At 69.5% G+C, this 18,559-nt stretch carries 21 protein-coding genes; 7 read left to right on the top strand and 14 right to left on the bottom strand.

What is annotated here, in order from left to right; all coding sequences use genetic code 11:
- Positions 1 to 26 precede the first annotated feature (26 nt).
- Positions 27 to 716 carry a nitroreductase gene (locus SLV14N_RS37730; protein ID WP_263272868.1) on the bottom strand — a complete coding sequence of 230 codons (690 nt, stop codon included), beginning with the start codon at positions 714 to 716 and terminating at the stop codon, positions 27 to 29.
- Between the two features lie 100 nt (positions 717 to 816).
- Between SLV14N_RS37730 and SLV14N_RS37725 the strand changes: the two genes are divergently transcribed.
- Positions 817 to 1,410 (top strand): TetR/AcrR family transcriptional regulator, encoded by a 594-nt coding sequence (locus SLV14N_RS37725; protein WP_263272867.1) that lies wholly within the window; start codon positions 817 to 819, stop codon positions 1,408 to 1,410.
- 155 nt (positions 1,411 to 1,565) lie between these two features.
- Here the strand turns inward: SLV14N_RS37725 and SLV14N_RS37720 are convergent, their stop codons facing one another.
- The 4 genes from SLV14N_RS37720 to SLV14N_RS37705 all read right to left on the bottom strand — a co-directional run bounded on the left by SLV14N_RS37720 (position 1,566) and on the right by SLV14N_RS37705 (position 4,724).
- The gene (locus tag SLV14N_RS37720; RefSeq protein WP_263272866.1) at positions 1,566 to 2,300 is read right to left on the bottom strand and encodes a trypsin-like serine protease; all 735 of its coding nucleotides are present in this window, start codon (positions 2,298 to 2,300) and stop codon (positions 1,566 to 1,568) included.
- Positions 2,301 to 2,542: 242 nt separating this feature from the next.
- A complete protein-coding gene (locus SLV14N_RS37715) occupies positions 2,543 to 3,289 on the bottom strand; it encodes a VCBS repeat-containing protein (protein WP_263272865.1) in 747 nt (248 codons plus the stop codon).
- 252 nt (positions 3,290 to 3,541) lie between these two features.
- The gene (locus tag SLV14N_RS37710) at positions 3,542 to 3,964 is read right to left on the bottom strand and encodes a DUF1214 domain-containing protein (protein WP_263273412.1); all 423 of its coding nucleotides are present in this window, start codon (positions 3,962 to 3,964) and stop codon (positions 3,542 to 3,544) included.
- A gap of 283 nt (positions 3,965 to 4,247) precedes the next feature.
- Positions 4,248 to 4,724: an ArsI/CadI family heavy metal resistance metalloenzyme gene (locus SLV14N_RS37705; RefSeq protein ID WP_208687350.1), complete on the bottom strand. Its 477-nt coding sequence runs from the start codon at positions 4,722 to 4,724 to the stop codon at positions 4,248 to 4,250.
- Positions 4,725 to 4,803: 79 nt separating this feature from the next.
- Here SLV14N_RS37705 and SLV14N_RS37700 point away from each other — a divergent pair, with 79 nt between their 5' ends.
- The 3 genes from SLV14N_RS37700 to SLV14N_RS37690 are packed head-to-tail and all read left to right on the top strand — an operon-like array spanning position 4,804 to position 6,735.
- On the top strand, positions 4,804 to 5,205 hold the full coding sequence (locus SLV14N_RS37700; protein WP_208687349.1) for a helix-turn-helix transcriptional regulator: 402 nt from the start codon (positions 4,804 to 4,806) through the stop codon (positions 5,203 to 5,205).
- Positions 5,202 to 6,323, top strand: coding sequence for an ACR3 family arsenite efflux transporter (gene arsB / locus SLV14N_RS37695; RefSeq protein WP_208687348.1), 1,122 nt, complete (start codon positions 5,202 to 5,204; stop codon positions 6,321 to 6,323). The genes SLV14N_RS37700 and arsB overlap by 4 nt, the downstream gene beginning before the upstream one ends.
- Positions 6,316 to 6,735, top strand: coding sequence for an arsenate reductase ArsC (locus SLV14N_RS37690; protein ID WP_263272864.1), 420 nt, complete (start codon positions 6,316 to 6,318; stop codon positions 6,733 to 6,735). The genes arsB and SLV14N_RS37690 overlap by 8 nt, the downstream gene beginning before the upstream one ends.
- Before the next feature lie 43 nt (positions 6,736 to 6,778).
- Here SLV14N_RS37690 and SLV14N_RS37685 read toward each other — a convergent pair whose 3' ends face one another.
- The 4 genes from SLV14N_RS37685 to SLV14N_RS37670 all read right to left on the bottom strand — a co-directional run bounded on the left by SLV14N_RS37685 (position 6,779) and on the right by SLV14N_RS37670 (position 10,680).
- The gene (locus SLV14N_RS37685; RefSeq protein ID WP_208687346.1) at positions 6,779 to 7,237 is read right to left on the bottom strand and encodes a MaoC family dehydratase; all 459 of its coding nucleotides are present in this window, start codon (positions 7,235 to 7,237) and stop codon (positions 6,779 to 6,781) included.
- An 87-nt stretch (positions 7,238 to 7,324) separates the two neighbouring features.
- Positions 7,325 to 8,869, bottom strand: coding sequence for a long-chain fatty acid--CoA ligase (locus tag SLV14N_RS37680; protein ID WP_263272863.1), 1,545 nt, complete (start codon positions 8,867 to 8,869; stop codon positions 7,325 to 7,327).
- 19 nt (positions 8,870 to 8,888) lie between these two features.
- Positions 8,889 to 9,767 (bottom strand): amidohydrolase family protein, encoded by an 879-nt coding sequence (locus SLV14N_RS37675; protein WP_263272862.1) that lies wholly within the window; start codon positions 9,765 to 9,767, stop codon positions 8,889 to 8,891.
- 1 nt (position 9,768) lies between these two features.
- A complete protein-coding gene (locus tag SLV14N_RS37670) occupies positions 9,769 to 10,680 on the bottom strand; it encodes an SDR family NAD(P)-dependent oxidoreductase (protein ID WP_263272861.1) in 912 nt (303 codons plus the stop codon).
- 205 nt (positions 10,681 to 10,885) lie between these two features.
- On the opposite strand from SLV14N_RS37670, the gene SLV14N_RS37665 reads away from it, so the two are divergent.
- Complete coding sequence (locus SLV14N_RS37665; protein WP_259670667.1) at positions 10,886 to 11,299, top strand: MarR family winged helix-turn-helix transcriptional regulator; 414 nt, start codon at positions 10,886 to 10,888, stop codon at positions 11,297 to 11,299.
- 117 nt (positions 11,300 to 11,416) lie between these two features.
- On the opposite strand, the gene SLV14N_RS37660 is transcribed toward SLV14N_RS37665, so the two are convergent.
- Entirely contained in the window at positions 11,417 to 12,265 is an 849-nt protein-coding gene (locus SLV14N_RS37660; protein WP_263272860.1) for a LysR family transcriptional regulator, read from the bottom strand.
- A 104-nt stretch (positions 12,266 to 12,369) separates the two neighbouring features.
- Here SLV14N_RS37660 and SLV14N_RS37655 point away from each other — a divergent pair, with 104 nt between their 5' ends.
- Positions 12,370 to 13,095: an SDR family oxidoreductase gene (locus tag SLV14N_RS37655; RefSeq protein ID WP_263272858.1), complete on the top strand. Its 726-nt coding sequence runs from the start codon at positions 12,370 to 12,372 to the stop codon at positions 13,093 to 13,095.
- 152 nt (positions 13,096 to 13,247) lie between these two features.
- Here SLV14N_RS37655 and SLV14N_RS37650 read toward each other — a convergent pair whose 3' ends face one another.
- The 3 genes from SLV14N_RS37650 to SLV14N_RS37640 form a co-directional block, all read right to left on the bottom strand.
- Positions 13,248 to 14,021 carry a hypothetical protein gene (locus SLV14N_RS37650; protein ID WP_263272856.1) on the bottom strand — a complete coding sequence of 258 codons (774 nt, stop codon included), beginning with the start codon at positions 14,019 to 14,021 and terminating at the stop codon, positions 13,248 to 13,250.
- A gap of 420 nt (positions 14,022 to 14,441) precedes the next feature.
- The gene (locus SLV14N_RS37645) at positions 14,442 to 15,341 is read right to left on the bottom strand and encodes a TauD/TfdA family dioxygenase (protein ID WP_208687340.1); all 900 of its coding nucleotides are present in this window, start codon (positions 15,339 to 15,341) and stop codon (positions 14,442 to 14,444) included.
- The gene (locus tag SLV14N_RS37640) at positions 15,338 to 16,078 is read right to left on the bottom strand and encodes an alpha/beta fold hydrolase (RefSeq protein WP_263272854.1); all 741 of its coding nucleotides are present in this window, start codon (positions 16,076 to 16,078) and stop codon (positions 15,338 to 15,340) included. The genes SLV14N_RS37645 and SLV14N_RS37640 overlap by 4 nt, the downstream gene beginning before the upstream one ends.
- Before the next feature lie 169 nt (positions 16,079 to 16,247).
- Between SLV14N_RS37640 and SLV14N_RS37635 the strand changes: the two genes are divergently transcribed.
- Positions 16,248 to 16,892, top strand: coding sequence for a TetR/AcrR family transcriptional regulator (locus tag SLV14N_RS37635; RefSeq protein ID WP_263272852.1), 645 nt, complete (start codon positions 16,248 to 16,250; stop codon positions 16,890 to 16,892).
- A gap of 76 nt (positions 16,893 to 16,968) precedes the next feature.
- Here the strand turns inward: SLV14N_RS37635 and SLV14N_RS37630 are convergent, their stop codons facing one another.
- Entirely contained in the window at positions 16,969 to 18,486 is a 1,518-nt protein-coding gene (locus SLV14N_RS37630) for an FG-GAP-like repeat-containing protein (protein ID WP_263272850.1), read from the bottom strand.
- Positions 18,487 to 18,559 lie beyond the last annotated feature (73 nt).

The following is an 18,559-nucleotide window of genomic DNA, read 5'->3' as shown; positions in this document are numbered from 1 at the left end:
GCGAGATCACGATCTCTGCTGGAGTACTAACAGCGAAAGGTCGTGGTCGCGTCGAGGGCGGCCCTGCCGGTCGTGATGTGGTTGACCGGCGCACGCTCGTCGGCGTAACCGAAAGAGATCCCTACGAGTAGCTTCCCGCGGTCCACGCCGAGTTCGCCACGAACGGTGTCGGCGTAGAAGCTCAGCAGTCCCTGCGGGCAGCTGTCCAAGCCGTACGCGGTCATAGCCAGCAGCAGCGTCTGGGTGTAGATCCCGACATCCGCGGCCAGTCGTGCCCCGGCGTCTCCGGCGGTGAAGAGGAACGCGACGTGCGGGGCACCGTAGAAGCGCAGGCTCTCGGCGTCGAAGGCCGCGCGGGCCGCGTGGTCGTTCCGGCCGATGCCCAGCGCGCCGTAAAGCGCGGTGCCGAACGCGGCGCGGCGACGCTGCTGGGCTATCGAGTACATCTCCTCGCGATAGGGGAAGTCGACCGTGGTGCGCTGCTCGGCGTGCGCCGCCTGAAGCGCGTCGGCGAGACGGTCCCGAAGCGACCCGCTCACCACCTCGACCTGCCAGGGCTGGGTGTTCGAGCTGGACGGTGCGGCGCCGGCGAGTGCGAAGACCGCGCGCAAGGTCTCCTCGGGCACCGGGTCGGGCCGGAATGCGCGGGTCGCGCGGCGGCCTCGGATCAGCTTCTCCGCGTAGCCGCTCAGCTCGGTCGGGTGGGACGGGCTCATGGTGGTACTCCTCGGACGCCTTAGGTAGACGGAAGCGTGTACTTAAGCTCGACCGTAACAGCGACTCCACCTAAAGTAAACGCCTGCGTATACTCAAGGTATGGAGGCAACGACCACGAAGACCCGACGCCGGGGGCGCGGCGGGCGTGAACGGATCCTGGGCGCGGCGGCCCTGCTGTTCGCGAACCAGGGGATCAACGCAACCGGTATGGAGCAGGTTGCGGAGGCGGCGCCGGTATCGAAACGCACTCTCTACGCGCATTTCCCGGCCAAGAGCGACCTGGTGATCGCCCACTTGCAAGAGTTGGCCGCATCCGGACGGACCCTGGAGAGCGTGCTCACCCGCGAGGATCTCGATCCGCGGGAGCGGATTCTCCAGCTGTTCGACCTCCCGGCACCGGACGCCTCCCCGGTGCGCGGGTGCCCGTTCATCGATGCCGCGGCCGAGTTCCCCGACCCGCAAAGCGCGATCCACACGTACGCGCGCGAGCAGAAGCTGCTGATGGCGCAGCTCGTCACCGAGCTGGCGGCGGAGCTGGGCGCTGCCGAACCCGCCACGCTCGCCGAGCAGTTGGTCACGCTCGCCGACGGCGCGGCCAGCCGCGCGATGGTGCTGGATCAGCCGGACTACGGTCAACACGCGCGCGCGGCCGCGGAAATCCTGCTCGACCGGGCCCTCATGCCGATGAGTTAAAACCGGGATGCGCTACAGCAGGGTCACCCGCTCGTCGGCACCCGCTGCGCCGACCGCGCCGGCGCCGGCCTGGGACTGCTCCCGGCCGGACTCGCGGCGTGGCTTCTGTCCGTGCTGCGGCAGCCGGCTGCGTCCGCTCCTGTCCGCGCTCTGCGCTATCGCCGAATGACCGAGTGGATCCAGGCGAGTTGCTGGGAGATCTCCCCTGCCTCGGCGATCTTCTCCCGGTCGGAGCCGTCAAAGACGCCGAGGAGGGTTTCGGTGCCGCGTGGGGCGATGCTCATCACCGGGCCTCCGGAGTCGCCGCCGGCGGGAATCCCGGACACCTTTTCCATACAGAAGTCCGAGCCGCCCGGTGCGGTGTAGCCGTCGCATCGGGGGTCGTCCGGCCGTACGACCCGGAGTTCCGACTGCTTGAGCACCGGGGACTGGCAGGTGTTTTCGTCCCCGGCGCAGGTGGCGCCCCACCCGTACTGCCGCACGGCCTTGCCGGGGTGGACACGGGCCGTGGCCAAGCGCGCCGTGCGGACCTTCATCGGCGGGACCTTGATGAGCATCATGTCGGCGTGCGCGCTTCCCACGCGCCCGCCGGGCACCGGATGGACCGTGGTGCCCTTCCGCACATCGAGGCTGCCGACCCGGAACGAGATCCGCTTGTCGGCGATCGGCTGTGCCTGCTCGAAGAAGCAGTGCGAGGCGCTGATGATCCACTGGCGTGCGACCGCCGTCCCGGTGCATGCCGGTTGGCCGTCGACGAGCATGCGCACCGCCCACGGGCCGTAGGTGCTCTTCGACCCGCCGATGACGGCGGAGGCCGGCGCGGATGACATCACCGAGCCCGTCACCAGCAATAAGGCAGTCAGCAGCAGTACACGAACTCGACGCATCATCCGCAACGGCTCCTCTCGTCGGGGCAATGGGCCGTGCGGGTGGTGAGGTACCCCGCTGGGGCCGCAAAGCTCCGAATGAGCTCAACGTAACGACCAGGGCGCTTCATTGGGGTCTTTGTGGAAGTTCACCGGGGGGGGCGGACTGGGGCCGGAGACGACACCTCTACCCGCTTGATCAGACCCGCTCCGGTGCCGGGCGCCGCCGGTGTCCTGAGGACCGTTGGCGCCCGGTTGTGGTCAGGTCAGGAACAGGGCTTGTAGAAGTGCTTCCAGCCGTCGGCGGGCATGGCCGGCGGCTCCGGCGTGGTCCCGAACTCGCCGTACTTCCGCTGCAGTTCGTAGTCGTAGTTCCCGGGGCCGCTGCCCGGCTTCGTCAGGCGCACGTCCCGGTCCAGCCCTCCGTCACCGGAGTTGTTGAGGATCGCAAGGTCCGGGTACGCGTCGCCGCCGTAGTTGGCGATCCGCAGCTGCTGAACCTCGCCGTGGTCGCCGATGTCGGAGTGCCGGGACTTGGCGGAGGTCAGGTTCGACCGCTTGAGGGGGCCGGGGCGGTACTCCGCGACGCGCGCCGTCGAGGGGTCGTCCCCACCGGACGGCTTGACGAGGTTGACGACCATGTCCAGGGTGCCGTCGCGCTGGAAGTCGGCGACCGCGGCGGACGCGACCTCCCCCTTCTTCGCGCCGAGAAGGGCACTGACGGCGTGCTTGGTGCCGAACGAGCCGTTCGCGGTCCCCCACTGGATCGTCATCCTGGTGCCGGTGAGGCCGGGATTGTTGACCTTGTCGGGGTGGCCGTCGCCGTCGAGGTCGCCGATCAGCGTCGTGGCATCGGCCAGGCACGGGGCCGTCGCCACGGCGGCCTTGCCGGCCTGTGCCGCGCCACCCGGGGCCGGCGCGGCGGCCGCATCGGCCTGGAAGCCGGCAGCAGTCAGGGGCAGGGTGACGGCCGCGACCGGCACGGCGATCAGGCGTAATCGCTTACGAAGCATCTTCAACTCCTCATGTCGTTGCTGCGAGGTGAGATGCCGTCAGCGCCCTGGGCGTTGGTCCCCGGATCGCTGTATTACACAACCGTGACGCGCGAGCGGGAAAGCGGGACGACGCTCGCCACCCTGTCGAGCTGACCGTCCCGCGCGCAGGTTTCACGACGCGGCGGACCGGCTGGACCGGCTGGATCGGCTGGACCGGACCCATGTGCTACGTCTGTTGCCATGGCGGAGGCGTGCCGCTTGGAGGCTGCTTCAGCTGGTCAGGGTGACCGAGGGTGGGGTCCAGGTGCCGTCGAGGACACTGGACTTGGGCCGGTACATGCGCAGGATCATGGAGAACCGGCCGCTCGGTGCGGGCAGCCAGTTGGACTGTGTGCCTGCCGGGGCGTCGTGCTGGATGTGGATGTCCGTGGAACCGTCGGGGTTGCGGGTCGGCTTGACGGCGTGTCCGACCTCGTAGCGGTTGATCGGGTTGCGAACCAGGAAGCCGGAGGGGTCGTACATCGTGAGGGACCAGAAGGCTTTCACCGGCGGGGTTTGCCCCGGGGGGAAGTGGAGGGCGTACCGCTTGGCTCCCGTCAGCGGCTTGCCCCGGCTGTCGGTGCAGACGATCGGGTAGACGGCGTCCCGGGGACGGTTGGCGCCGAGCCCTTGCCAGGCGGTGGTCGCGCGCAGCAGGTAGTCGGTGCCACACGGCGTGCAGCTCTTCGGCGCTGCCCTGACCCTCCGCCGGCTGGCTGAGGGCTCGACGACCGGCTTCCTGCCCGGCTAATGGATGCTTCAGCTGGGAATGGCTGACTCAGCCGCCCTTGTCGTACCGACATCAAACGGGAGTCTCGATTCCTGTTCGTAGGTGCCGGGTTCCGGGGCGGGAGAGGCGGCATTCATCATCCGTACGACGACCGGCGGGGCGAGGTGGCGGCTGCGACCGCCGCGCTAAACGGGTTGGGCGGGCCCGTCAGCCGCTGCCGCAGCCGCAACCGGAGGCCGACTCAACCGGCTCGGCAGGGGTGGACTGGCCGCTGCAGCAGGCGTCGCCGCTGAGGGCTTCGCCCGTGCCCATCCGGTCGGCGTCGGCCTTGACGACGTAGACCTCCCAGGGCTCCTTACCCGGGCCGTGCACCCACACCTTGTCCTGAAGGGCATAGCAGCAGGAGGTGTCGTTCTCCTCGAAGGTCGCCAGCCCGGCTTCCTTGAGGCGGTTGGTGGCGGAGGTGACTTGCTCGGTGGAGTCGACCTCGACACCGAGATGATCCAGGCGGGTCTCCTGACCGGCCACACCTTCGATCAGGACGAGCTTCAGCGGTGGCTCGGCGATGGCGAAGTTGGCGTATCCAGGGCGGCGCTTGGCCGGCTCGACGCCGAACAGCTTGGAGTAGAACCTCACCGATCCTTCGAGGTCAGCGACATGGAGAGCGAGCTGAACGCGGGACATGACGGTCTCCCCTACTCTTTGTATTGATGTTCATCGATTCAAGCTTGCGCCTTGTATCGAAGTTTGTCAACATAGACGCATGTCGAAACAAGAGCTTGAGGTGCTCGGTCAGGCCGATGCCTGCTGTCCGGGCCTGCTGACCGCCCCGCTGGACGAGGACCAGGCCACCGAGCTGGCGAAGGTCTTCAAAGCCCTGGGTGATCCGGTGCGGCTACGGCTGCTGTCGATGATCGCTTCCCGGGCCGGCGGCGAGGTGTGCGTGTGTGACCTGACGCCCGCCTTCGATCTGTCCCAGCCGACGGTCTCCCACCACCTCAAGCTCCTGAAGCAGGCCGGGCTGATCGATTCCGAACGCCGCGGGACATGGGTGTATTACCGGCTCCTGCCGCAGATGACCGACCGGCTCGCCGGCATCCTGACCCGTCCCGCCGGAGAGCCCCTCCCCCAGCCCGCTCAGACACCTGCGGGAGCCACCTCATGACCGCCGAGGCAACGGCTGAGGCCGCGCCCGCGGGGCCCGTCGCGACCCGCTTGGCGTTCCTGGACCGCTTCCTGGCGTTGTGGATCCTGCTGGCCATGGGCGCCGGCCTCGGGCTGGGCCGGCTGGTCCCGGGCCTGGGGGACGCACTGGCGATGGCGCCGGTCACCGGAGTCTCGCTGCCGATCGCGCTGGGTCTGCTGGTGATGATGTACCCGGTCCTGGCCAAGGTCCGCTACGACCGTCTGGACACCGTCACCCGCGACCGCCGCCTGCTCGTCCCCTCCCTGGTGCTCAACTGGATCCTGGGCCCGGCCGTGATGTTCGCGCTCGCGTGGATCTTCCTGCCCGACCTGCCGGAATACCGGACCGGGCTGATCATCGTCGGGCTGGCCCGCTGCATCGCCATGGTCATCATCTGGAACGACCTGGCCTGCGGCGACCGCGAAGCCGCCGCCGTCCTGGTCGCCCTGAACTCCGTCTTCCAAGTCCTCGGGTTCAGCCTGCTGGGATGGTTCTACCTCTCCGTCCTGCCCGGCTGGCTCGGACTGGAACAGACCGGGCTGAACGTCTCGGTGTGGGAGATCGCCCGGAGCGTGCTGATCTTCCTCGGCGTCCCCCTGGCCGCAGGGTTCCTCACCCGCCGTCTGGGCGAGAAGGCCAAGGGACGTGCCTGGTACGAGACGAAGCTGATCCCCCGCATCGGCCCGTTCGCCCTCTACGGACTGTTGTTCACGATCGTTGTGCTCTTCGCCCACCAAGGGGACGCGATCATCTCCCACCCGCTGGACGTCGCGCGGATCGCGCTGCCGCTGCTGGTCTACTTCGCTCTCATGTGGGCCGGCTCCATGGCCCTGGGCAAGGCCGTCGGCCTGAACTACCCGCGGACCACGACGCTGGCGTTCACCGCGGCGGGCAACAACTTCGAGCTCGCCATCGCCGTGGCCATCGCGACCTTCGGCGCGACTTCCGGCCAGGCCCTGGCCGGTGTCGTCGGCCCCCTCATCGAGGTGCCGGTGCTGATCGGACTGGTCCATGTCGCCCTCGCCGCCCGCCGCTTCTTCCCCGACACCACCCCGGCCGCTGAGCCGGCCGGCCTCCAGGAGCCCGCCCGTGACTGATCCCCGCAGGCCGTCGGTGCTGTTCGTCTGCGTCCACAACGCCGGACGCTCCCAGATGGCCGCCGCCTTCCTCACTCACCTCGCCCAGGGCAGGGTGGAGGTCCGTTCGGCGGGCTCCGCCCCCGCTGACGCCGTGAACCCGGCCGTCGTAGACGCGATGGCCGAGGCCGGCATCGACCTCTCCGCCGAGACCCCGAAGGTCCTGACCACCGAGGCCGTCCAGGCATCCGACTACGTCATCACCATGGGCTGCGGCGATGCCTGTCCGGTCTTCCCCGGCAAGACCTACCTCGACTGGGCTCTGGAAGACCCCGCCGGCAAGGGAGTCGATTCCGTCCGGCCCATCCGCGACCAGATCAAGGCCCGCATCGAAGCCCTGATCGCCGAAATCGACACGAAGCCAGAGGGCTGAACGCGCCGTGCGGCCCCCCGGTCCGACCGGGGGGCCGGGGTGGTCAGGCGTAGTGGCGGTAGACGGCCTGGGCCACGCAGGCCGGCTTGTCGCTGTCTTCGACCTCTACGGTGAAGGTCAACGGCATCTGCACGCCATTGCCCTTGACGTCCTCCACGGTTCCGACGGCGCCGCGCAGGCGGATCCTGGCGCCGACCGGGACGGGGCGGGGGAAACGGACTTTGTCCAGGCCGTAGTTGACGCTCATGGAGATCCCGGTGATGTCGAGGAGTTCACCGAAGAGCGGGATGATGAGGGAGAGGGTGAGGTAGCCGTGGGCGATGGGACCGCCGAAGGGCCCGTCCTTGGCCTTCTCCGGGTCCGTGTGGATCCACTGGTGGTCATCGGTGGCGTCGGCGAAGGTGTTCACCCGTTCCTGGGTGATCTCCTGCCAGTCGGTGCGTCCGAGGTCGGATCCGCTGAGGGACTTGAGTCCTTCGAGGCCGTTGGCGGTGGTGGGCATGGGGAGTCCTTTCGGTGGATCGGGCAGCGCTGGGTACGGCCCGATCGGAAGCAGAAGGGGCTTTACAGGTGGTGGGCAGCAGCGGCTCTACAGGTGGTGGCCGTCCGCGGGAGTGTCCGCGTAGGAGGCGCGCACGGCGGATTTGACGACTTTTCCGGTGGCCGTGCGAGGCAGGCTGTCGGTGAGAACCACGGACTTGGGGATCTTGTACTTGGCGAGCTTGCCGTGCAGATGGTCGAGGATGCCGGGCTCGTCGGTATGGGCTCCGGTTCTGAGGACGACGACGGCGCGGCCGACTTCGCCCCAGACATGGTCGGGGACCCCGATGACCGCGCATGCGGCGACGGCCGGGTGGGAGAGAACTGCCTCTTCGACCTCGGCCGGATAGACGTTCTCGCCGCCTGAGACGAACATGTCCTTGACCCGGTCGACGATGTAGGCGTAGCCGTCGGTGTCGGTCCGGGCGACATCGCCGGTGCGCAGCCAGCCACCGTCGGCGAAGACGGCCTCGGTCTCCTCGGGGCGGTTCCAGTAGCCGGTCATGATGTGGGGGCCCTGGACGAGCATCTCGCCGCGCTGCCCCGGCCCGGCGTCTAGGCCGTCGGGCAGCACCACGCGTGTGTCGGTGAAGAAGTGGGGCACGCCGGCGGACCCGGCCTTCGCCGAGGTCTGTTCCTTGTCCAGGAAGAGGATTCCAGGGGACGCCTCGGTCATGCCGTACCCCTGGCTGAAGGCGAGCCCCCGGGCGAGGTACGTGGCGATGGTGCCGGCGGGGACGGGTGCGCCGCCGCAGTTGACGGTGCGCAGGCTGGACAGGTCCGTGGTCGACCAGCGGGGCTGCGCGGCCATGGCGTCGTACATGGTGGGGACGCCGAACATGTACGTCACACGCAGGTTCTCAATGGTCTCCAGTACACGTGCGGCGTCGAAGGCGCTGAGCAGCACCACCCGGCCGCCCTTGAGGAGGGTGGGCAGGCAGGTCATGTTGAGGCCCGCGGTGTGGAACAGAGGGGCGGCGACCAGGGTCACCTCGTCGCTGCCGAGGTCGGTGTCGACGAGGACATTGACGCTGTTCCAGACGATGTTGGCATGGGAGAGGACGGCACCCTTGGGGCGGCCCGTGGTCCCGGAGGTGTACATGATCATGCAGGGGTCCTCCGGGGCCACGGGCTCGTCCAGGGGGTCGGTGCCACCGCCGGCGAGGACCTCCTCGTAGCCGAGGGCTCCCTCGTGGGACCCGTCGAGCGTGATCCGGTGGCGCACTCCGGCCTCATCGGCGGCGGCGCGTGCGGCGCGGGCCTGCTCCGGCGCGTGGACGAGAACGGTGCTGCCCGAGTCGGACAGGTTGTACGCCAACTCCGGGGCGGCCAGCCGGTTGTTGAGCGGGACGAAGACCGCCCCGAGCAGGCCGGCGGCGAACAGCGTCTCCAGGAAGGCCGGGTGATTGGGCCCGAGGTACGCGATCCGGTCGCCCCGTGCCACGCCCCACTCCTGCAGGGCGTGGGCGAGACGCACGACGCGCTGGTGGAACTCGCGGTAGGTCCAAGAGCGGTCCTCGTGGAGGACGGCGACCCGGTCCGGGGTCTTGCGGGCCCGACGCGTCGGCCACGAACCGATGCCTTGGTTCAACACGGCGACTCCTTCCGTTCCTTCACAGACCGAGCAGGCGGGCGGCGTTCTCCTTGAGGATCTTCGGCCGGACCTCGGGCTTGATGTCGAGCTTCTCGAAGTCCGCCAGCCACCGGTCGGGGGTGATGACGGGGTAGTCGGAGCCGAAGAGGACCTTGTCCTTGAGCAGGGTGTTGGCGTACCGCACGAGTTGCGGCGGGAAGTACTTCGGCGACCAGCCGGACAGGTCGATGTACACGTACGGCTTGTGGGTGGCCACCGCCAGGGCCTCGTCCTGCCAGGGGAAGGAGGGGTGGGCCAGGATGATCCGCAGCTGCGGGAAGTCCACGGCGACATCGTCGACCAGCATGGGGTTGGAGTATTTCAGCCGGATTCCGCCGCCGCCCGGGACGCCGGCTCCGATGCCGGTCTGGCCGGTGTGGAACAGCGCGGGCACGCCCAGTTCCTCGATGGCCTCGTACAACGGGTAGGCGAGGCGGTCGTTGGGGGCGCATCCCTGGATGCTGGGGTGGAACTTGAACCCGCGGACGCCGTACTCCTCCACCAGGCGTCGTGCTTCGCGCACGCCCGCGCGGCCCTTGTGCGGGTCGATGCCGGCGAAGGGGATCAGTACGTCGGTGTGCGCCGCACAGCTCTCCGCGATCTCCTCGTTGGAGATCCGCGGGTGTCCCGTGGCGTGTTCGGCGTCGACGGTGAACACCACTGCCGCCATGCGGCGTTCGCGGTAGTGCCCGGCCATCTCCTCGATGGTCGGCTGCCGGTGTCCGTGGGCCTTGAAGTACTCCGCGGAGGCGCCGAGCAGTTCGGGGCTGAGTGCCCCGTGGCCGTCCTTGGAGACCTCCGCGTGCGTATGCATGTCGATGGCGGTCAGCTGGTCGAGGTCGAGCGCGAGGTCGCCCATCTCACGCCTCCGGGGCCTTGGGTGCCGGGATGCCGTAGGTCTCGGGCTCGGCTCCGACGCCGGCCGGCCACTGGGCGGCGATCGCGTCGGCGCTCCAGCCGCCGTCGGCGAAGGCGACCGCCTTCTCCTTCGGGTGCGCCCACAGGGCCAGCCGGTCGCCGCCGATGCCGATCGCCTGCCCGGTCACTCCCTCGGAGGCGTCCGAGGCCAGGAAGGTGACCAGGCCGGCGACGTCCTCGACGGTGCCGAGCCCCTCGTCCTTGCGCAGCCAGTCCGGCAGGGGGACGCCGGTGCGCTCGGCCTCCTCGATGACCGGCGCGAACGCGGGGATGGTCTTGGTCATCTCGGTGGCGGCGACGGGCACGACGGCGTTGACGGTGATGCCGGACCGGCCCAGCTCCATGGCCCAGGTCCGGGCCATGGCGACGACGCCCGCCTTGGCCGCGGCGTAGTTGGTCTGGCCGAAGTTGCCGCGCTGCCCGGCCGGCGAGGAGATGAGCACGAGCCGGCCACCGGTGCCCTGCTCCCGCATGCGGACGGCGGCCGCCCGGGCGCAGGTGAAGGTGCCGCGCAGATGAACGCGGACGACGTCATCGAAGTCGTCGTCGGTCATCTTCCACAGCACGCGGTCCCGCAGGATGCCGGCATTGGTGACGAGCACGTCCAGGCGCCCGAACTCCCGCACCGCCGTGTCCACCAGCTCCTCGGCGGCGGCGCTGTCGCCCACCGCCGCCACGGCACCGGCCGCCCTGCCCCCCGCGACCGTGATCATGGCGACGGCGGCATCGACCGCGTCCTGGTCGACGTCGTTGACGACGACGGCGGCTCCCGCTGCCGCGAGGGCCTGGGCATATCCCAGCCCCAGACCGCGCCCACTACCGGTGACGACGGCGACTTTCCCGTGCAGGTCCATGGAGGGTGCCCTCTCGTGAGCAGTGTGTGGCATGCCGAAAGCACCGGCACGCGCCGGGATCGACAGGGATCCTGATGAACAGCAGTCTGGGCAATCATCAGGATTCCTGTCAATGCTCTAGGGTGGTACGACCGATGCCCCGAGGGCGCCCGGCGCAGGACCGACATGGACCGCCACACGCGGACACCACCACAGGAGGACGAACGTGAGCACCTCGCTGCTCTACCTGGTCAAGAGGACGGAGCTGGCGGTGCGGGCCCGCTTGGAGGAGCTGCTCAAACCCGCCGGCATCACCGCGCTGCAGTACACCGCCCTCACCGTGCTGGAGCGACACGACGGCATCTCCGCCGCACAGCTCGCCCGCGACTCCTTCGTCACCGCCCAGTCCATGGCCGACATGGTCCGCGCGCTGGAGAGTCGCGGCCTGATCCGTCGCGAGCCCAACCCCGCCAATCGCCGCGAGCGCCTCATCCTGCTCGCCGACGCGGGACGCCGGCTGCTCACCGAGTACGCCGAGCCGGCCCGCGGACTCGAGGAGCGCATGGTCGCCGACCTGACCGCCGAGGAGGTCGACCGTTTCCGGGAGGCTCTGCATCGCACATGGCGGTCCCTCACCTGACCTGGGCCATCCGCCGAAGACCGATGCAGCGCACCAGCCGGGCCGGTGCTTGGATGCAGCGTGCCATGCCCGTCGATGGCATACCCGCTCGTGATCGTTTTACGAGCTCAGAGACGTTCAGAGACGTGTCGCGGCCTGGACGAGTCCGGCGACGGCCCGGGACCGGCTGTGGGGCGGCCACGCGATCACGGTCGTGACCGTCGGTGCGTCCAGCACCGGCACGGCGGCGAGATCGTCGCGCAGTTGGGCTCTGCACGACTCCGGCGCGATCCAGCAAGCGCGGCCGAGCGCGATCAGCTGCAGCAACTGCGCATGCTCCCGAACCTGCGGACCGGGGCCATCCGGGTACGTACCGTCGCGGCCGGGCCAGCGCGGCACCGGCAGACCAGGCAATGTGGTGACTTCGGCCATCTGCACATGGGCCCGGCCGGTGAGGGGATGCCCCGCCGGCAGAATCACGACCTGCCCCTCCGTGCGGAGCTCCTCGGTGTCGAATCCGGCCGTCGAGTCGAACGGCAGGTGCAGCAGAGCCACATCGGCCCGGCCGTCACGCAGCACTCGCTCCTGCTCGCCGATCCCGCACAGGAGCAGGTCGACGGTGACCGCATCGGGTTCGGCGGCGTAGGTGTCGAGCAGTTTCGCCAGCAGTTCACCGGCCGCGCCGGCCTTGGTCGCGAGGACCACGCCGGGGTGGCCGGTCGCGGCGAGTGCGGCGCGGCGGGTGCGACGCTCGGCGGCCTCGACCGCGTCCAGCGCCGCTCGGGCCTCCCGCAGGAGTACCGACCCGGCCTCCGTCAGGGTGACCGTGCGGCTGGTGCGTTCCAACAGCGGCGCCCCCAGGCGCCGTTCGAGCTGGTGGATCGCCCGCGACAGCGGGGGCTGCGCGATCCCGAGCCGCTGTGCGGCCTTCCCGAAGTGCAGTTCCTCGGCGACGGCGATGAAGTACCGCAACTCCCTTGTCTCCACGGCGTAATGCTATCCGGCCCCAACTGGATCGATACCCGTGCGGTATCGCCGGCCACCCAATCGGTGTTGGCCGTCTCCCGCTGTGCCCGGACAGGATTGGCCGCATGAGTGAACAGACGATCGCGCTGGTGACCGGCGCGAACAAAGGTATTGGGTATGAGATCGCGGCCGGTCTGGGCGCCCTCGGCTGGAGGGTTGGTGTCGGCGCCCGGGATGAGGAGCGTCGCGGGGCCGCCGTGGCAAAGCTGCGGGCGGCCGGCGTCGACGCGTTCGGTGTACCGCTCGACGTGACCGAGGACGCGAGTGTGGCCGCCGCCGCCGGGCTGATCGAGGACCGCGCCGGACGCCTCGACGTGCTCGTCAACAACGCCGGGATAACCGGCAGCGCGCCACAGATGCCCACCACCGTCGACGTCGCGACGGTGCGGGCGGCCGTGGAGACCAATGTGCTCGGCGTCATCCGCGTCACCAACGCGATGCTGCCGTTGCTCCGCCGCTCGGCCTCGCCGCGGATCGTGAACATGTCCAGCATGGTCGGCTCATTCACCCTGCAGACGACCCCCGGCGCCGAAACGGGCCCGATCTCCGTCGCTTACGCGCCGTCGAAGACGTTCCTCAACGCCGTCACCGTCCAGTACGCCAAGGAGCTGCACGACACGAACATCCTGATCAACGCCGCCTGCCCCGGCTACTGCGCGACCGACCTCAACGGCTTTCGCGGCCTCCGGACCCCGGAACAGGGCGCGGCGATCGCCATCCGACTCGCGACCCTGCCCGATGACGGCCCGACCGGCAGCTTCTTCGACGACGCAGGAGAGGTGCCTTGGTGAACCGAATGCCAGTGAGTGAATGACCTCACCGCATCATCGACCGCAGGGGGTACTCCATGTGCCTCTGACCGGCGCATCCGGCCGGAGGGGCTCTGCCGGTCCGCCCCGAGCTGCTCGGGGCGGACCGGCAGGTATCGGCGTCGGCCAGGCGGTTACGGCTCGACCGTGACCGGCTTCTCGGCACGCAGGTCGCTGACGAAGCCGCCGTTGACCACGCGCATCCAGTAGGAGTGCGCGCGGTCCGCGGGGGGAATGTCAGGGTGACGCTCCAGCTTGCGGTCCATCGAGGTGGCTCCGGCCTGGACGTTCCGTTGGAACGTGTAGGGATGCCACACGCCGACCTCGCTGGAGTAGAAGGGCTTGCGCTCCATCAGGATGACCTGGTCCGGGTTGCCCTGCGCGGGCTTCCAGGTGACGCGGACGGTGGCCGCGTCGAGGCGGTCGACGGATGTCAGCGCCGGCGCCTTCGGAATCACCGAAGAGGCGGCGGGCTTGAGGTCGTTGCTGCGGATGGTCCGCGGTACGGACGGATCGTAGTTCTCCGGGTTGTCCAGCTTCCCCGTGACGCGGAGCGCGGTGGGGGCCTGGCCCCCGCCGCCCGCGCACGCGTCGACCTGGACGACCTTTCGCCAGTCGTCGGAGATCCTTACGTAGTCCTCCTTCTGGGGCGTCAGCTCGTGGGCGCCGCCGCCGAAGACCCCGCTCACGGAGTAGACGTAGCGGGAGTCGTGGGAGCGGACCACCTGGTAGCTGCACCGGTCCACGGCCGCGGCGCGCGCGTTGATCGTTGGCTGGAGCGACGGCGCGTCGCCGGCAGGTGCGGCGGCGGGGGCCTGCGGGGCCGCTGTGGCGACGCCTGCGCCCGAGGCGAGGGCACCGAGACTCAGTGCGCATGTGGCGAGGGTGGCAGCTATACGAGAGGTCATACATCCTCCGGTGACATCCATTGACTCACGGGGAGCCGTGAGCAGATGACGTGCTGGGCCGGCCCGGGCCGCCTGTGCGGACCGGGCACGGATACGTCTGCGGCGCGGGATGCCTCGGACGTGGGGGGCGGCCCTGGTCGGGGTCACCGACCAGGGCTGGACGCTACCGGCAATTGATGGTCAAGAAAAAGCCAAGGCATGGCAAAGCGAAGGTTTTGCGTCACCCATTTCTTCGGCTGAAGCCGTTCGCGGCCGGGGTAACGACCGTGGTTTTCGGGGCCGTTGACGACAAGTGGCTCTGACCGGCGATAACGAGGATTGTCGAAATCCTGTTCCCGCCACCGTCAGAGGCACTTCCTGTGTGGGTGCCGCCAGGAGGTGCTCCACATCGATCCTGGCGGCACGACCGGCCCGTGGGCGTCAGGCCACGGCGGGTGTGTAGTGGTCGGTGTCACCGCCTTCGAGGGCGCGGCTGGAGGTGCCGGTGATGCCCACCGGAGCGTCCCCGGCGACGGTGACGCGGTGCAGCAGGCGCGGAAGGTCGCCGTAGTCGTCGGGGGCGTAGTGCTGGGTGATGCGGTTGTCGAACAGGACGAGGTCGCCCGGCGTCCAGGTCACCCGGACGATGTTCTCCGGCCGCGTCACGTACGACTGGAAGATGCGCAGCAGGTCCCGGGACTCGGAGGGGCCGAGGCCCTCGATGGTCTGCGCGAAGCCGCCGATGAACAGGCCGCGCTCCCCCGTCTCGGGGTGCACACGTACCACCGGGTGGGCGGTGCGGTACGTGCGCGAGACGAACTGCTTGCGGTGCGCGGCCGCCTTGTCGGTCTTCGGGGCGGCGTAGTCGTAGGCGTTGGTGTGCACCGCCCACAGCTTGTCCGCCAGCTCGCGCAGCGGCTGGGGCAGATCCTGGTAGGCCGCGGCCGAGTTGGCGATCAGCGTGTTGCCGCCGTAGGGCGGGACGACGATGCTGCGCAGCGTCGACGCCTTCGGGGGTGTGCGGACGAAGGTGACGTCGGTATGCCAGTGGTTGGCGCGGATGCCCTCGTCCCCGTCGACGGGCAGGATGTTGGGCTGCCCGTCCACGGACGGGACGGTGGGGTGGGCGGTGGTGAGTTCGCCGAAGAGGGAGGCGAAGCGCAGCTGCCCCGCGTCGTCCAGCTGCTGGCCGCGGAAGACCAGTGCCTTGTGTTCCAGGAGAGCCTCGTTGATCTCGGCGACGATCGCCGGGTCGAGGTCGGCGGAGAGATCGACGCCGACGATCTCGGCGCCGATGCGTCCGCCGATCCGGCGGATGTCGAAGCCTGTGCTGGTGCTCATGTGCGTATTCCTTTCAGGGGGTTCGGCAATCTCAGGAGGTGATGGGCAGGGAGATGAAGGCGGCGGGGGCCGGCTGCGGGCATGGAGAACCAGTTGAGCCGCCGGACGCCGAGCCCGGTGCGGACCGCTTCGATGTCACGGGCCGTGCTGGTCAGGTCGACATGGGCCACCAGCGGGCCGTTGCGGCGCAGGCAGTCCTTGGCGAAGGTGCGGTTGTGGGCCACGAGCTTGTCGAACGCGGCCCGGTTCTTCGGGAAGTAGCTGACCCCGGCGGGCTTGAGCGGCTCGGAGCAGCGGATGGGGGTGCTGTGGCCCACCCCGCGTGGGTCGACCGCAACGATGTCGAACCGCTGGGTCATGGCACCGGCGATGTCGGGAAAGCCGTTGCGTGTCGCCAGCCTCAGCTGCTCGATCGAGGAGCCACCGGCTCCGTCGTTGAGGAGCAAGGTGCCCTGACGGTGTGCCGGGTCGTCGGCCTTACGGCGGACCAGGGCCAGATCGAGCTGCGCGGCTCGCGGTTTGGACCAGTCCACCGGCACCCGCATCGTGCCGCACTGCATGCCCGGAAACCCGGCGTCGGCGCACGGACGCCACGTGATGTGACCCGTCGGGGCCTGTGGGGCGGTACGGCCGGGCGCGGCGACCACCGGCGTGGCCAGCATCGGCGTGGCCAGCACCGCCCCGGCCGTCAGTATGGCGGTGAGCGTCCGCCGAAGTTGTCTCATCACTCTGCTCATGACGGCTCTCCCCGAACTACGTTACACATCAACACTATCGTTATAGCTTGTAACTGTGCCCAGTTTGAGGCGCGTCGCCACCGCCCGCCAAGGGGATGACGCAGGCTTTATTAGAAGCACTTCCGCTAGTGATAGCGTGTAACTCCTTTGACGTGAAGGGCTGGTGGCCATGACGGCGAACGCGAAGAGTCCCCGCAACCGGTACCGGGCACAGGTACGCGCAGAGATCAAGGAACTCGGGTGGGAGCAGATCGCCACCGCGGGGGCGTCCGCACTGTCCCTCAATGCGATCGCCAAGCGGATGGGGATGAGCGGCCCGGCGCTCTACCGCTACTTCGCCAGCCGGGACGAACTGATCACCGAGCTGATCAGGGACGCCTATCGCAGCCTGGCCGACGCGCTACGTGCCACCGCCACTGACGGCGCCGACCTCGCGGACCTCGCACACGCACTGCGTCGCTGGGCTCTCGACGACCCCCAGCGGTATCTCCTCGTCTACGGCACGCCCGTACCCGGCTACCACGCGCCGGAGGACACCACCGCGATCACCGCCGAGATCATGTCGACACTGCTCGACACCTGCGCTGCTACGTCAGCGGACACTGCCGAAACGGCATTGGACGCGCACCTCGATGAGCACCGGCAGTGGGACGGCGGACACCCGGCCCCGGCCCCGGCACTGCGTCGCGCCCTCGTCTTCTGGACCCGTCTGCACGGTGTCCTTTCGCTGGAACTCGCCGGCCACTTCGCCGGGATGGGCTTCGACCCCGCCCAGTTGTTCGCGGCCGAGCTGAACAGCCTGCTGGACGACTGACCGCGGACGGCGCGCGGGACCTGCGGTCCCGCCGGGCGGGGGGGGCGGCCTGCCCCCCCCGCCCGACGGTGTGGCCTCAGCGCAGAAAGATGCCGAACTCCGCCTTGGTGGCGGGGCCTTTGACATCGCCGGGGCCGAACGCCGTCGCGCCCTTGGTCGTCAGACCGTCGCCGGAGCCGCGCAGGGACCACACCGCGCCGGCCGCCGCGTTCTCCGCCGCCGACGACACGGCGAGATCGCGATGCCCGTCGCCATTGACGTCGAGGAGGCCACAGGCCGCCCCGAAGGCGTCGTTCTTCTCCGCGACCCCGGGCACACCCGGGGTGTTCTGGTGCAGGACCTGGCTGCCCGCACCGGTGACACCCGATGCGGTGCCGTGCAGCAGAGCGACCGAGCCCGCGTCGGTGAGGCCGCTGAAGTCCTCCCCGCTGACCCCGAGCGCGATCTCCGCACGACCGTCGCCGGTCACATCGGCGACCGAGACACAGGAGCCGAGCCGGTCGCCGCTCTCCTGGGCGCCGTAGAAGCCGGGCAGGCTCTGGTCGAAGGTCTGCGTGCGGGTGGTGGAAGGGCCGGAGGGCGTGCCGTACGCGACCGTCACCTTGCCGGTGTCTTCGTTGTCGCCGGCCACCACGTCGCCGTATCCGTCGCCGTCCACGTCACCCACGCCGAGGGCGCCCCGGACGCCGGGCGCGTCGGCCTCCTTGAAGCCCGAACCACCGCCGAGCAGAACCTTGTTGTCCCACTCGCCGTCGCCGGCGTAGTTCCACATCACGATGTCCTGGCGGTGGTCGCCGTTGACGTCGCCGGTGGCCTTGGCGACGACGGGGCCGCTGATCGAGTGGGGGCCGCTGATGCAGCTGTCGTTCTTGGCGCACTCCGCGCCCGGTGCGTCGTCGTCGTAACCGAACCACTCGGACTTGTCCAGGAAGTTGAGCCGTGCGGCCGGCGACCCTGTCCGCGAGATCGGGCCCTTCCACAGGTTCGCGGCCTGCGCCACGGGGTCGTCACCGTAGCTGCCGGGATCACCGAAGAGGGCGAGATCGGCCTTGCCGTCGCCGTCGAAGTCCCCCACCTGCGGCGCCTGTCCGTACGTGCGGATCGGCGTGCCGCCGGTCAGGCCGGACGGCGAGCCCCACAGGATCACGCTGCCCGACGATGCCTCTCCCGCACCGATGACCAGGTCGCTGTAGCCGTCGCCGTCCAGGTCGCCCTTGCTGAAGGTCTCGCCGAAGCGCTGCTTGGCGGCGGCCGATCCCGGCACCCCGCTCGTCGAACGGCTCACAAGCTTCTTGTGGGACGGCACGAGCCCGTTCGCCGAGCCGTATGTCACCGCCACGTAGCCCGCCTGGACCTTGTGGGAGACGGTGGCGCCCGGGGCACCGGAGACGAGGTCCGCATAGCCGTCACCGTTGAAGTCACCCTCGGGGGCCGCGCGGCCCGTCGCCGCGAATGCCTCCTGGGGAGCGAGCGACCAGGCGGTCAGACCGCCGGCCACCAGGAGCGCAGCGGCCAGCGGAGCCGCGGCGCGGACGCCGCGGGCAGATGCAGCATTACGGGACCTGCGGACATCGAGGCGTCTCGGGTGCGTCATGGGGGGCTTCCTTCGGTCGACCGGCCATGTTCACCTCAAAGGATGCTCCGGACCCGAAGATGGTTGCATGCAC

Origin of the sequence: Streptomyces sp. Je 1-4 4N24, assembly GCF_026239515.1 — a bacterium.
Taxonomy (GTDB): Bacteria; Actinomycetota; Actinomycetes; order Streptomycetales; family Streptomycetaceae; genus Streptomyces; species Streptomyces nigrescens.
This window is presented reverse-complemented; position numbering and strand designations above follow the sequence as displayed.